Source organism: Amycolatopsis thailandensis (assembly GCF_042723255.1).
Classification (GTDB): domain Bacteria; phylum Actinomycetota; class Actinomycetes; order Mycobacteriales; family Pseudonocardiaceae; genus Amycolatopsis; species Amycolatopsis thailandensis.
Map to the genome: position 1 here is coordinate 17,365 of NZ_JBHXJK010000020.1, position 12,486 is coordinate 29,850.

14 protein-coding genes are annotated in these 12,486 nt (G+C 67.5%); 10 read left to right on the forward strand and 4 right to left on the reverse strand.

The features are described from left to right. The first annotated feature begins 141 nt into the window (after window positions 1–141). The 5 genes from ACFWMR_RS10695 to ACFWMR_RS10715 all read left to right on the forward strand — a co-directional run bounded on the left by ACFWMR_RS10695 (window position 142) and on the right by ACFWMR_RS10715 (window position 3,670). Window positions 142–1,893 carry a hypothetical protein gene (locus tag ACFWMR_RS10695; RefSeq protein ID WP_378378220.1) on the forward strand — a complete coding sequence of 584 codons (1,752 nt, stop codon included), beginning with the start codon at window positions 142–144 and terminating at the stop codon, window positions 1,891–1,893. Between the two features lie 45 nt (window positions 1,894–1,938). Continuing rightward, window positions 1,939–2,172, forward strand: coding sequence for a hypothetical protein (locus ACFWMR_RS10700; protein WP_005166754.1), 234 nt, complete (start codon window positions 1,939–1,941; stop codon window positions 2,170–2,172). 26 nt (window positions 2,173–2,198) lie between these two features. Continuing rightward, window positions 2,199–2,432, forward strand: coding sequence for a hypothetical protein (locus ACFWMR_RS10705; RefSeq protein WP_378280394.1), 234 nt, complete (start codon window positions 2,199–2,201; stop codon window positions 2,430–2,432). A 69-nt stretch (window positions 2,433–2,501) separates the two neighbouring features. Continuing rightward, complete coding sequence (locus ACFWMR_RS10710) at window positions 2,502–2,993, forward strand: hypothetical protein (protein ID WP_093938485.1); 492 nt, start codon at window positions 2,502–2,504, stop codon at window positions 2,991–2,993. A gap of 176 nt (window positions 2,994–3,169) precedes the next feature. Continuing rightward, on the forward strand, window positions 3,170–3,670 hold the full coding sequence (locus ACFWMR_RS10715) for a GNAT family N-acetyltransferase (RefSeq protein ID WP_378378221.1): 501 nt from the start codon (window positions 3,170–3,172) through the stop codon (window positions 3,668–3,670). Between the two features lie 4 nt (window positions 3,671–3,674). On the opposite strand, the gene ACFWMR_RS10720 is transcribed toward ACFWMR_RS10715, so the two are convergent. From ACFWMR_RS10720 to ACFWMR_RS10735, 4 genes are read right to left on the reverse strand one after another with little or no spacing between them, the layout of a single operon-like run. Then, entirely contained in the window at window positions 3,675–5,105 is a 1,431-nt protein-coding gene (locus ACFWMR_RS10720; RefSeq protein WP_378378222.1) for a hypothetical protein, read from the reverse strand. Between the two features lie 9 nt (window positions 5,106–5,114). Further along, window positions 5,115–6,278, reverse strand: a complete 1,164-nt coding sequence (locus ACFWMR_RS10725; protein WP_378378223.1) for a hypothetical protein — start codon at window positions 6,276–6,278, stop codon at window positions 5,115–5,117. Window positions 6,279–6,291: 13 nt separating this feature from the next. Beyond that, a complete protein-coding gene (locus tag ACFWMR_RS10730) occupies window positions 6,292–6,630 on the reverse strand; it encodes a hypothetical protein (RefSeq protein WP_093938481.1) in 339 nt (112 codons plus the stop codon). Beyond that, a complete protein-coding gene (locus ACFWMR_RS10735; protein ID WP_378276078.1) occupies window positions 6,630–7,205 on the reverse strand; it encodes a YbaB/EbfC family nucleoid-associated protein in 576 nt (191 codons plus the stop codon). Before ACFWMR_RS10735 ends, ACFWMR_RS10730 begins: the two co-directional genes overlap by 1 nt. Window positions 7,206–7,385: 180 nt before the next feature. Between ACFWMR_RS10735 and ACFWMR_RS10740 the strand changes: the two genes are divergently transcribed. From ACFWMR_RS10740 to tuf, 5 genes are all read left to right on the forward strand, one after another. After that, the gene (locus ACFWMR_RS10740) at window positions 7,386–7,532 is read left to right on the forward strand and encodes a hypothetical protein (RefSeq protein ID WP_093938479.1); all 147 of its coding nucleotides are present in this window, start codon (window positions 7,386–7,388) and stop codon (window positions 7,530–7,532) included. A gap of 367 nt (window positions 7,533–7,899) precedes the next feature. Further along, window positions 7,900–8,274 carry a 30S ribosomal protein S12 gene (gene rpsL, locus ACFWMR_RS10745; protein ID WP_003102113.1) on the forward strand — a complete coding sequence of 125 codons (375 nt, stop codon included), beginning with the start codon at window positions 7,900–7,902 and terminating at the stop codon, window positions 8,272–8,274. Further along, on the forward strand, window positions 8,274–8,744 hold the full coding sequence (gene rpsG, locus ACFWMR_RS10750; protein ID WP_005166770.1) for a 30S ribosomal protein S7: 471 nt from the start codon (window positions 8,274–8,276) through the stop codon (window positions 8,742–8,744). Before rpsL ends, rpsG begins: the two co-directional genes overlap by 1 nt. A gap of 75 nt (window positions 8,745–8,819) precedes the next feature. Then, complete coding sequence (gene fusA, locus ACFWMR_RS10755) at window positions 8,820–10,919, forward strand: elongation factor G (protein ID WP_378378224.1); 2,100 nt, start codon at window positions 8,820–8,822, stop codon at window positions 10,917–10,919. A 123-nt stretch (window positions 10,920–11,042) separates the two neighbouring features. Next, complete coding sequence (tuf, locus tag ACFWMR_RS10760; protein WP_093938477.1) at window positions 11,043–12,236, forward strand: elongation factor Tu; 1,194 nt, start codon at window positions 11,043–11,045, stop codon at window positions 12,234–12,236. Window positions 12,237–12,486 lie beyond the last annotated feature (250 nt).

Consider the following 12,486-nt stretch of genomic DNA (forward strand, 5'->3'; position numbering starts at 1 on the left):
CCATACCCACCGCAGCTCCACCTTGGGTTTTGTGGGGGGGCGGTGCGACCTACATCACGCGGGGCGGGGGGGGTGGCGGGGGGGGGGCGGCCCCCCCCGCCCCCCCACGGCCCCCCGCCGATCTACCCGGAGAAGGTCCCCATGGATCACCACGTCATACCGGCGAGCTCGGGTTCGGCCGGAGTCGGCATCGCCCTGGTCCTGCTACGGCTCGGCCTGCTCCTGGCGACCGCTTTCCTTGCCGGCACGGGAATCCTTCGTCCGCTGGTGGGCGAACTGCCCCGGCGTCTGCGACTCACCATCGCCGTCCTCGGCGGGGTTTCCGCCGCGCTCGCCGCGGTTTCCGCCTTCGCGACCGACGTCAACGTCATCGCGCTGATCGTGCATCTCGTGCTCGCGCTGGCCATTCCCGTCCTGGTCCGCTGGCCGTCGGCCGGCCGCTGGGCGTCCCTCGCGCTCGCCGCTCTCGTCGTGCTCGAAACCTCACTCGGGCGGACGGGCGTCGAGTTCGCCATCGACACCGTCTACGTCGCGGCCGCGGCTTTGTGGTTCGGCGTCACCGTTCTTTCCGTCTGGGTGCCTGCGGAGCGATGGCGCCAGACGAACTTCCGGCTCGGCCCGCTTTCCCTGACCCTGGGCGGACTTCTGGTCGTCGCGGGCGCGGTTCAGCTGCTCTCTTCCGGCCTGGGATTCGACCGCAGGATCTACGGCTCACTCTTCGGCGTGACGTTGCTGGTGATCGCCGCGCTGCCTGTCGTCGCCACCGTTGTCGCCGGATTCTTCGTCGCGGGCAAGGATTCCACGCGTGCTTATCGGCTCGGCGCGGCCGCGGTGACCGTCGGTTTCGTTGCCTGGAGCGCCCTCGCCGCCATCCCCAAGCCGCCCGAACCGCCGATTCCCGGCGTCGCGCTGCTCTCCGAGGCCTCCATCGGTGACCAGCGGTTCCCGGTACTGGTGAGCCCGCAGCGGCCCGGCAAGAACCTCGTCCATTTCCCCGCGAGCGCCGGCGACGAACTTTCCGCCGGAATCGAAGGCGGCCTGATCGGCAAGGCCATCGTGCGACCCGGTGCCGAGGGCACCTGGGCCGAGGTCGACCTGCCGAACGGCCGTAGCGATCTGATCATCAGCCGCGGCGAGGAGAAGACGTCGATCGAGGTCGACGCGGGTGACGGGCAAGGGCGCGCCATCGCGGACACGGACGCGCCCGAGTGCGCTTCGGCCGCGCTGGGCGGCCTGATCGCCGACCGCCGCGAAGTCCTCACTTCCTGCCCTGCGGACGCGCTTTCGGGTGAGGACAGCGGTTCTCTCGTCAAACTCGTCGAGTTCCTCGCCACACGCAAGCCTTCCGCGCTCACGCTCGTCGAGGACGACTCGCCGCGCGGTGTCGCCGCCGCGAAGCTGGTCCGGGAGACCGCGGCACGCTCCGGCCTTCCGGTGCAGGCCGAGGCGGGCCCGAACACCGCTCTGGTCGTCGTGTCCGGCTGGGCGGGCGGCTACACGGCGATGACCCGCGCGGCCGAGTCCCAGCGACTCAAACCGACCCACCAGTACGGCCTGTACCTGGCGCCCTGGCTGCTCAACGGGCCGATCGTCAACTCCGTCGCCAGCTCCTCGGTGCCGCTGAGGTTCGACCCGCGCGAGCAGGCCGCGGTGAGTTTCGCCGTCGCCGCCGGTAACGCCTTCGGTGGCGAAAGCCCCACGCTCGGCGGTTTCCGGAACTGGCTGGGAGCCCCGCTGAACGGAGATGTCCAGATCTTCGCGGCGGCCCAGGTCAACGCGATGCCGATGTACCCCGGCGAACCGCACGCCGTCGGGATGATCGCCGACCGGAACTACGCGGGCCAATGGATCCCCGACGGCACGATCGTGCCGGTCAGTTCGGTACTGCGGTGAAGGATTCCGCTCGATTCCAGCAGCGGTGAAGAAAAGGGAGAAGAGATGAAGCGAATCGCGGCCCGTGTGCTGCTGCCGCTCGCCGTCGCGGGCGCGCTGTCCGGACTCGCCGGCGGCGTCGCCTCGGCCGACCCGCTGCCGGGTCTGCCCACCGGTGGCGGCAACCCCGCGGTCTGGCTGATCCCGGGTGTCGACCTCGGCAGCCTGCTCGGCCCGACCGTTCCCGTGCCCACCGACCTGCTCGCCCCGATCTACGGGATCATCACGCCGATTTCGTAAAACCGTTACCAGCAAAGGAGAATCTCATGAAGAAGACCTTCGTCCGCGCGGTCACCGGCGCGGCGCTCGCCGGTCTCGTCGTGCTCGGCTCGGCCGCCCCGGCGCTCGCGGCGCAGGAAGCCCCGAGCGACGTCGTGGTCGTCGACGAACCCGACACGAGCGACCTGAACAACATCTGGACGTTCGCGCCGCTCGGCGTCCCTGTGCTCGGTCTCATCCAGTCCCTCAACGGCGTCCCCGGCAAGCTGCTGCCGTCCTGATTCCCGCGGCGGCGCGGCACCGGCTTGGTCCCGGGGCCGCGCCGCCGGCACCGCCAGAGAGGAGAATTGATGGCCGACAGACAACTGATCGGGCGTATCGCCATCGCGGGGATCGTGGTGGCCGCGCTCGCGACCTGTGTGGTGGTGCTCAACGGCGGTGAGGAACCGCAAGCGGAGGGTGTGGCCGTCGTCGGCGAGCCGACCGAGGCCGCGCCGTCGCGGGAGCCGGATCGCACGATCACGCGGACGCTGAGCCAGGCGCAGCCGCGGCCGGTGTCGAACGACTGGCAGATCGCCTACGAGCTCGTCGGGACGGGGACCGCGACCGTCGTCTACGACTCGAACGGGCTGGGGCTCGTGCACCAGGAACTTCAGGTGACGCTGCCGTGGCGCAAGGAACTCACGTGGAAGAACACCGGCACCCCGCCGACCGTCCAGGTGATGGGGCAGGGCGAGGGCGCCGTCGAATGCCGGGTGGCCGTGGGCGGTGCCGTAGTCACGTCCGAGAAGTCCGTCCCGGGCGAGGTCGCGACCTGCGCCGGTCGCCTGGCCCCCTCCTGACCCACCCCGCCGACCTGCGTTTAGCCCGCTAATCGCGATCTGAGGCCCGGGCGACCGGCGTCGACTTTCGCGGGCTAAACGCGATCCGGTGCGGCGGGAGGCCGACTTGCGTTTAGCCCCCTAATCGCGATCCGGTGGTCGGGAAAACAGGTGGCACGGGTGGGCAGAATGGGGCCATGACCTGGAGCTTCGAAGTCACGCCCGTCGATCACCCGGACGCCGCCCAGCTGCTGCGGGAGTACCTGGACGAAATCGCGTCCCGCTTCTACGAGCGCCAGGTCACCGAAGAGGAACTCGACGAGCTGCTCAAGGAGCACCACAGCAAGGACCTGACCCCGCCGACCGGCGCCTTCCTCCTCGCCTGGCGCGACGGGGTGCTCGCCGGGTGTGCCGGCCTGAGGGTCGCCGCCCCCGACATCACCGAACTCACCCGCGTCTTCCTCCGCAAGGCCGAGCGCGGCAAGGGCGGCGCGGCGCTGCTCGTGGCCGCCGCCGAGGACGTCGCCCGCGGCCTCGGGGCCACGTTGATCCGCCTCGACACCCGTGACGACCTCGTCGAGGCCAGGGCCCTGTACGCGCGCCTCGGCTACGAAACGGTCGAGCCCTTCAACGACGAGCCCTTCGCGCACCACTACTTCGCGAAGTCCCTGGCCCCGGCCCTGCCGGATCGCGTTTAGCCCGCTAAACGCGACGCGGGCGCGGGCGGTAGGTGGCTTTGGCCAGGAGGGCACCGGCGAGGACGGGGGTCAAGCCGATCAGCAGCAGGATGACGCCCGTGTCCTTGCCCTCGATCAGCGGATGCCACCACAGCGGCGTCACGGAGATGTCGACGACGTCGCCCCGCTCCGGGAAGTTCCCGAACGACATCCACCGCAGGTCCTTGACCTCGTGCGTCTCGCCGTCGAGTTCGTACGTGCCGTCCACCAGGTTGCCGTTGCCGCAGCTGGTGCAGTTCGACGTGCCCGCCTCCGCCCGCAGGGTCGCGGTCACGGTGAGCCGTGCCTCGGGGGCGAGCCCGGTCAACGCGGTCAGCGAGTTCACCGCGAGCGCCAGCCCGGGCAGCACCAGCGCGAGCGCGACGACGGTCCGCGCCACCAGGGACAGCGAAGACAGCGGCTGACGGCCTGTCGCTTCCCGGCGCGCGTTGAGCGGGACGCGGAGCCCGGCGAGCGGCCCCCGCCGTCCACCGAGCCATCCGGCGTCGCTGGTGTCCGAAGCCTTCGAGGCGGAACGGAAGTCCGCGTCCTCCCAGTCCACTGTGGACGCCAGGACGGCCAGGCGCCGGGAGTCGGCGAACATCATCTCTTCGGTCAGCGTCCCGGCTTCGCAGGTCCAGAGTGATCCACCGTGGAAAGCCACCTCGCGGACCCGGAACCACGGGTCGCTTGCCAGCAGTTCACGGACGCCGGGGGAGAGCAGAGCCGCGGCGAACTCCGGATCCGACGTCGTCACGGCGAACCGGCGGTCGAACTCCGTGCCGGTCTCGAAACGCTGAAGCAACGCGTCCGGCTTCGGCGCCCCGACGGTGTTCCGCGTGATCCGCGAGTCCTCCAGCGGCGTGAACCGCTCCGGTTCGAAAGCACCGACGACCGGGGTGATGACGACCGACGGCACGACGGGCGTCCGCAGCTGGATCAGGGCGTACGTCCCACCGATCAGGTCAGCCGTCCTGGTCAGGTCCGGGAAGTCCGTCGAGCCGTTGAGCCGGTACTCGACCCCGAGCAGCCGATGCCCGTTGTGCCCGAACTCGACCGCCGTGTCGACGGAGTCGGGCGACGCCCCCGTGACAGCGATCCCCCGCACGGGAAGCGCACCGAACGAAGGCTCACCGGACCCGCCGAGCCTGCCGGTCCACGTCTTCTGCCGATACCCCCGCCACGCCGCCAGAGCCGCGATGACCAGCGGGAACGCGAACCACAGCCAGCCGGGAACGGAAGATCCCGCCGAGAGCCAGTACAGCGACGTCTCGGAGACGAGGATCCCGCAGAGGGCGTAACTGACGGCGGCCGCTGTCGGCCGCCGTCCGTCGAACCGCCCGCCGAGCAGCAGCAGTGCCAGGGCCAGGGTGTAACCACCGGCGATGAGCCACGGCCCGGCCAGCTGATCGTCCATCGGGCGACCCTACTGGTCCATGTCGAGGTTCTCGCGGGTCTCCTTCTCGCTGTGGTGCCCGCCGGTGTCGCCGTACTCCTGCCCGGTGATGGTGGTCCGCGAGTTGTCGATGGTCTTGTTCACGAAGTCGAAACCGGCCTTGCCCTGGTACGCCGATCCCTTGGACAGTTCGGCGGGATTGACCCCGACCACCTGCTTGATCGCCTGGTTCGGCACGCTCTTGAAGACGTCCTTCGCGGCGTCGCCGAACGTGCCCAGCTGCGTCCCGGAGCCCTTCGCGAACGCGCCGACGATCGACTTCTCCTGACCGGGGGTCATCCCGATCTTGCCGGCCTTCGTCAGCTTCGAACCCTGTTTCACCAGGTCATCGGTCCACTTGAGCATGAAGCCCATGAACTTGTCGAGCAGCTTGCCGAGCTTGCCGAGGTGCTTGGTGATCTTGCTCATCGCGCTCGCGGCCTTGGCGATCGTCGCGGTCATCGCGCCCGCCACCGACGAGCCGAGGCTCACGACGGACGCGGCCAGCGCGGGCAGCCAGATGTAGATCGCCCAGGTGACCAGCTCGGAAATGATCGATTTGACGACCTCTTCGATGACGGTCATCACCATCGACCACATCTGCAGCGTCTCGGCCACCGTCCCGGCGCTGTTGCCGATGCCCTTGATGCCGACGGCGAAGTCGCCGAGCGCGTTCCGGGCGGCGTCGCCCGCGTCGCCCACCCAGTCCTTCAGCGACTCGTCGCCGGTCTTGACGAAGTCGTCGGCCAGCGTGACGAAGCCCTTCGCGATGTTGCCGAAGTTGCCAGCCGCGGTCTTGAGCGCCGGACCGTCACCCGTGACGAAGTGCAGCGCGTCCTGCAGCGGCTGGATCAGCTCGATCAGGATGTTCAGGCCGTTGCTGACCAGCCAGCCGACCGGGTCGAGCACGAAGCTCGCCAGATCCGCGCCCGCGCCCGCGATGAAACCGGCGCTGTCCTGCACCAGCTGCCCACCGGCGGCCACCAGGTCGCCGGGGCCCTGCGCGGCGCTGAACTTGTCGTAGGCGTTGGCGACCGTGGTGACGCCCTTGCCCGCGATCGGCACCTTCTTCGCCGCGTCGAGCGCGTTCTTGCCGAAGCTGTCGTCACCCGTGATCTTGACGCCGCCGGCGATGCTCGCCTTCTCGTCGGTCATGCCGTCCCCCAGCTCACTTCGGTCCGTCGATCTTGGCTTCGTACTTCCCCAGGGTGATCGTCGCGTCGTTTTCGAAGCCGTTGTAGATCGACGCCGCCTGGGTCATCTTCCCGGAGAAGGAGTCCACCCCGGTCTTCATCAGTTCGAGCAGTTCGCGCAGGTCGGCGAGCTTGCCGGTGTAGGTCTGCTTCACCGCGAGCCCGATCAGGCCCCACGACTTGTCCGTCACGTCGGCCTGGTCGACGAGGCCGCCGAACTTGCCCGCCTCGTCCTTGTAATAGCCGAGCTTGTTCGCGTAGTCGGTCAAGGCCTGCGTCTTGACCGAGTGCCCGCCGGCGCCTGGTCCGGTCATCAGTGGTCCTCCTCGTCGAACAGGTTCTTGAGGAACTGGTCACCGGCCGAATCCCCGCCCGCCGCCGGACGCTGGGGAGTCGGTTCGTCCGACCGCCGGAGCACCGTGTCCTCGCTGAAGTCGTCCTCGTTGCGAGGGCGGCGAGTGGTGCCCTGTGGTGGCTCCTCCGACATCTGAGACCGCAGTTCTTCCTTCGTGGTTCCCATCGCTTCCGCTTGGGCTTCGAGCACCTGTTCTTCGACGTTCGTGTGGAAGGTCCCGCCGAACTGCGCGTCGACGATCCCCGCCTGCTTCCGTGCCGCGTCGGCCACCGCGGTGTGCAATGTGGACAGAATGGCGGCGGCGAGCTGTTGTGGTTGCTGCCGAAGGGCTTCCGGGGACAGGCGGATGTCCTTCACGGAGCCTCCGGGGCCCGCGACGACGGTGACGAACCGGTCCGGCGACGACGCCACCGACTCCAGTTCCGCCAGTTCCCCCTGCATTTCGCCGACCTTCGCGAACTGCGTCTCGGCCTGTTTGATCTTGGACTGGAATTTCTCGAATTCCGCGACGAGTTGTTCGAACTCGGCCGACATGGAGCCTCCCCGTGCTTGCGGTGCGTCGTCCGGCCATCACTGTGACCGGTGTCATCGTGACCCATTCACCTGTTTGACGCGATGGTGTGCTTTCCGGATCCATCCGGCTCACCCGACGGGGGAATAGGTAGCGTGGTCGGCCGAGCAGGGCGGTAACAGTACGAACGAGGGGAGGGCGTCGTGGACGCCGAGCAGCAGGAAAGCACCGAAGAACCCCGGCGGGGGAGTCACGCGGCGCCGGAGGGGGCGCCCGTTCACCCGTTGATCGACCTCAACCGGGATCCGCACCCGGGCCGGGCGGACCACGCCAAGCCCGACGAGGACTGAACGGCGGGAGCCCGGCGCCTCCGGTGAAGGCCGGGGTGGAATGAACCGGCCCGAAACGCCGTTCCATCAGGGTGGCCGCGGCGTGACGCCCGGCACGATATAGTTATCGACCCCCCGACTTGGTCGGCCGGGAAGTGGCCGGGTATCTTTGGAGACCGTGCCCGGCAGGCGTCGGGCCGTCCCGTGTGCCGTGCGGCATGAACGGGGTGCTCAGGCATCCGGTTCCAAGGCTTCGCCCACACGGGATCCGACGGAAAATCCCTACGGGAAGTTACCGGTCGCAAGACCGTGACGCGGGCCGACACGCCCGACCGCGGGGGCCGGAGACAACACGTAGTAGCAAGATCGCGAACAGAAAGCTGGTCCATTGCCCACGATCCAGCAGCTGGTCCGTAAGGGCCGCCAGGACAAGGCTGCCAAGCAGAAGACCGCGGCCCTCAAGGGGAGCCCGCAGCGGCGTGGCGTGTGCACTCGCGTGTACACCACAACCCCCAAGAAGCCGAACTCGGCGCTTCGCAAGGTCGCTCGTGTGAAGCTGACCAGCGGCATCGAGGTCACCGCCTACATTCCCGGTGAAGGCCACAACCTGCAGGAGCACTCGATGGTGCTCGTGCGCGGTGGTCGTGTGAAGGACCTGCCGGGTGTCCGTTACAAGATCATCCGCGGTTCGCTCGACACCCAGGGTGTCAAGAACCGTAAGCAGGCGCGCAGCCGGTACGGCGCGAAGAAGGAGAAGAGCTAATGCCCCGCAAGGGTCCGGCCCCGAAGCGGCCGCTGATCTCTGACCCCGTCTACGCATCCCCGCTGGTCACCCAGCTGGTGAACAAGGTGCTGAAGGACGGCAAGCGGTCCCTGGCCGAGCGCATCGTTTACGGCGCCCTCGAAGGCGCTCGCGAGAAGACCGGCACCGACCCGGTCGTCACGCTGAAGCGCGCCCTCGACAACGTGAAGCCCACCATCGAGGTGAAGAGCCGCCGCGTCGGTGGTGCCACCTACCAGGTGCCGATCGAGGTCAAGCCGGGACGCTCCACCACCCTCGCGCTGCGCTGGCTCGTCTCCTTCTCCGCGGCCCGCCGCGAGAAGACCATGATCGAGCGTCTGCAGAACGAACTCCTCGACGCGAGCAACGGCCTCGGCGCCAGCGTGAAGCGGCGCGAGGACACGCACAAGATGGCCGAGTCCAACAAGGCCTTCGCGCACTACCGCTGGTAATCAGTCCGGTGGCGCCGCCCGTCCTTCGGGTCAAAGCCTTGCCGGGCCCCAATTTTGAGACAGGGGAACACTCTCGTGGCACGTGAAGTGCTGACCGACCTGAACCAGGTCCGCAACATCGGCATCATGGCCCACATCGACGCCGGTAAGACCACCACCACCGAGCGGATCCTGTTCTACACCGGGGTCAACTACAAGATCGGTGAAGTCCACGATGGCGCCGCCACCATGGACTGGATGGAGGAGGAGCAGAAGCGGGGTATCACCATCACCTCGGCTGCCACCACCACGTTCTGGGCCGACCACCAGATCAACATCATCGACACGCCGGGCCACGTCGACTTCACCGTCGAGGTGGAGCGTTCGCTGCGCGTGCTCGATGGTGCCGTCGCCGTCTTCGACGGCAAGGAAGGTGTCGAGCCGCAGTCCGAGCAGGTCTGGCGTCAGGCGGACAAGTACGAGGTTCCTCGTATCTGCTTCGTCAACAAGATGGACAAGCTCGGCGCGGACTTCTACTTCACCGTCCGCACCATCGAGGAGCGCCTCGGCGCCCGTCCGCTGGTCATCCAGCTGCCGATCGGCGCCGAGAACGAGTTCGAAGGCGTTGTCGACCTGGTCCGCATGAAGGCGCTGACCTGGCGCGGCGAGGTCCAGAAGGGCGAGGACTACGCCGTCGAGGAGATCCCGGCCGAGCTCGCCGACAAGGCGGCCGAGTACCGGGAGAAGCTGGTCGAGGCCATCGCCGAGACCGACGACTCCCTGATGGAGAAGTTCCTCGAGGGTGAAGAGCTGACGGAGGCCGAGCTCAAGGCCGGTATCCGCAAGCTTACCGTCGCCCGCGAGGCGTACCCGGTGCTCACCGGTTCCGCGTTCAAGAACAAGGGCGTCCAGCCCATGCTCGACGCGGTCATCGACTACCTTCCGTCGCCGCTGGACGTCCCGGCCGTCGAGGGCACGCTGCCCGACGGCGAGACCCCGGTCTCCCGGAAGCCGTCCGTCGACGAGCCGTTCTCCGCTCTGGCGTTCAAGATCGCCGCGCACCCGTTCTTCGGCAAGCTGACCTACATCCGGGTGTACTCGGGCAAGGTCGCCTCCGGCGCGCAGCTGATCAACGCCACCAAGGAGCGCAAGGAGCGCATCGGGAAGCTCTTCCAGATGCACTCCAACAAGGAGAACCCGGTCGACGAGGCCCAGGCCGGCCACATCTACGCGGTCATCGGCCTGAAGGACACCACCACCGGTGACACCCTCGCCGACCCGCAGAACCCGGTCGTCCTCGAGTCGATGACGTTCCCGGCGCCGGTCATCCGCGTCGCGATCGAGCCGAAGACCAAGGCCGACCAGGAGAAGCTGTCCCTGGCGATCCAGAAGCTGGCCGAAGAGGACCCGACGTTCCAGGTCAACCTGGACGAGGACACCGGCCAGACGATCATCGCGGGCATGGGCGAGCTGCACCTCGAGGTGCTGGTCAACCGCATGAAGTCCGACTACAAGGTCGAGGCGAACATCGGTAAGCCGCAGGTCGCCTACCGCGAGACGGTGCGCAAGACGGTCGAGAAGCTCGACTACGTGCACAAGAAGCAGACCGGTGGTTCCGGTCAGTTCGCGAAGGTCATCGTCAAGCTCGAGCCGCTCGAGTCCACCGACGGTGCCCTCTACGAGTTCGACAACAAGGTCACCGGTGGCCGCGTGCCGCGGGAGTACATCCCGTCGGTCGACGCGGGCGCGCAGGACGCCATGCAGTACGGCGTGCTGGCCGGCTACCCGCTCGTCGGGTTGAAGTTCACCTTGTTGGACGGCGCGTACCACGAGGTCGACTCTTCGGAAATGGCCTTCAAGATCGCCGGTTCCATGGCGATGAAGGAAGCCGCGAAGAAGGCCGGTCCGGTCATCCTCGAGCCGCTGATGGCCGTCGAGGTCACCACGCCCGAGGACTACATGGGCGATGTGATCGGCGACCTCAACTCCCGCCGTGGCCAGATCCAGGCCATGGAGGAGCGCGCCGGTACCCGTGTCGTCAAGGCACTGGTCCCGCTGTCGGAGATGTTCGGCTACGTCGGTGACCTGCGTTCGCGTACGCAGGGACGTGCCAACTACTCCATGGTGTTCGACTCCTACGCCGAGGTTCCCGCGAACGTCGCGAAGGAAATCATCGCGAAGGCGACGGGGGAGTAGTTCCCGTCCGCTCGCGGGCATAAGGAACACTCCTGAACGTCCGCGGTATCCGTAAGAAACGAATCTCCGTCCGACAGCCACGTTGGCCGGTGAGTAAGCAAAACAGTCCAGGAGGACATTCCAGTGGCGAAGGCGAAATTCGAGCGGACCAAGCCGCACGTCAACATCGGGACCATCGGTCACGTCGACCACGGTAAGACCACTCTGACCGCGGCGATCACCAAGGTTCTGCACGACAAGTACCCCGAGCTGAACACGGCGTCGGCGTTCGACCAGATCGACAACGCGCCGGAAGAGAAGCAGCGCGGCATCACGATCAACATCTCGCACGTCGAGTACCAGACCGAGAAGCGTCACTACGCCCACGTGGACGCCCCCGGTCACGCGGACTACATCAAGAACATGATCACCGGTGCGGCGCAGATGGACGGCGCGATCCTCGTGGTCGCGGCGACCGACGGCCCGATGCCGCAGACCCGTGAGCACGTGCTGCTCGCGAAGCAGGTCGGCGTGCCCTACATCGTGGTCGCGCTGAACAAGGCCGACATGGTCGACGACGAGGAGATCCTGGAGCTCGTCGAGCTCGAGGTCCGCGAGCTGCTGTCCTCCCAGGACTTCCCGGGTGACGACGCTCCGGTCATCAAGGTCTCCGGCCTGAAGGCCCTCGAGGGCGACGCCAAGTGGGGCGAGAGCGTTCTCGAGCTCATGGCGGCCGTCGACGAGAACGTGCCGGACCCGGTGCGCGAGCTCGACAAGCCGTTCCTGATGCCGATCGAAGACGTCTTCACGATCACCGGCCGTGGCACGGTCGTGACCGGCCGTATCGAGCGTGGCCGCGTCAACGTGAACGAAGAGGTCGAGATCGTCGGCATCAAGGAGAAGTCGACCAAGACCACCGTCACCGGTGTCGAGATGTTCCGCAAGCTGCTCGACCAGGGTGAGGCCGGCGACAACGTCGGTCTGCTGGTCCGCGGCATCAAGCGCGAGGACGTCGAGCGCGGCCAGGTCGTCGTGAAGCCGGGCACCACCACCCCGCACACGGAGTTCGAGGGCTCGGTCTACATCCTGTCGAAGGACGAGGGTGGCCGTCACACCCCGTTCTTCAACAACTACCGCCCGCAGTTCTACTTCCGTACCACGGACGTGACCGGCGTCGTCACCCTCAAGGAGGGTGTCGAGATGGTCATGCCGGGCGACAACACGGACATCAGCGTCGTGCTGATCCAGCCGGTCGCCATGGACGAGGGCCTGCGTTTCGCCATCCGTGAGGGTGGACGGACCGTCGGCGCCGGCCAGGTCACCAAGATCAACAAGTGATTTAGACGCCCCGCCCGGGGTCAATACACCCCCGGGTTAGGGGCGTCAAATCACGTGTGCGACACTATTCAGGTTGCTCGTCCTGGGGCGGCCGAACCCGTACTTCTTCGGAAATCGGGTTCCGGCCGCCCTGGTATGAGTGGCCACGGTCCGCGGAGCACTTCCTTCGGGTGAGGCTAGCGGGCAAGGGCGTTTGAGACGGCGATCCAAGCTTCACAGCCGGCTCGATGCCTCCTCACGTTGAGGAAGA

What these genes read in the sequence shown, in the direction of transcription:
- ACFWMR_RS10705 (WP_378280394.1), top strand. Translation starts at nt 2,199, where the DNA reads ATGAAGAAGACCTTCGTCCGCGCGGTCACCGGCGCGGCGCTCGCCGGT.
- ACFWMR_RS10715 (WP_378378221.1), top strand. Translation starts at nt 3,170, where the DNA reads ATGACCTGGAGCTTCGAAGTCACGCCCGTCGATCACCCGGACGCCGCC.
- ACFWMR_RS10710 (WP_093938485.1), top strand. Translation starts at nt 2,502, where the DNA reads ATGGCCGACAGACAACTGATCGGGCGTATCGCCATCGCGGGGATCGTG.
- ACFWMR_RS10735 (WP_378276078.1), bottom strand. Translation starts at nt 7,205, where the DNA reads ATGTCGGCCGAGTTCGAACAACTCGTCGCGGAATTCGAGAAATTCCAG.
- ACFWMR_RS10700 (WP_005166754.1), top strand. Translation starts at nt 1,939, where the DNA reads ATGAAGCGAATCGCGGCCCGTGTGCTGCTGCCGCTCGCCGTCGCGGGC.
- ACFWMR_RS10725 (WP_378378223.1), bottom strand. Translation starts at nt 6,278, where the DNA reads ATGACCGACGAGAAGGCGAGCATCGCCGGCGGCGTCAAGATCACGGGT.
- ACFWMR_RS10720 (WP_378378222.1), bottom strand. Translation starts at nt 5,105, where the DNA reads ATGGACGATCAGCTGGCCGGGCCGTGGCTCATCGCCGGTGGTTACACC.
- ACFWMR_RS10730 (WP_093938481.1), bottom strand. Translation starts at nt 6,630, where the DNA reads ATGACCGGACCAGGCGCCGGCGGGCACTCGGTCAAGACGCAGGCCTTG.
- ACFWMR_RS10695 (WP_378378220.1), top strand. Translation starts at nt 142, where the DNA reads ATGGATCACCACGTCATACCGGCGAGCTCGGGTTCGGCCGGAGTCGGC.
- rpsG (WP_005166770.1), top strand. Translation starts at nt 8,274, where the DNA reads ATGCCCCGCAAGGGTCCGGCCCCGAAGCGGCCGCTGATCTCTGACCCC.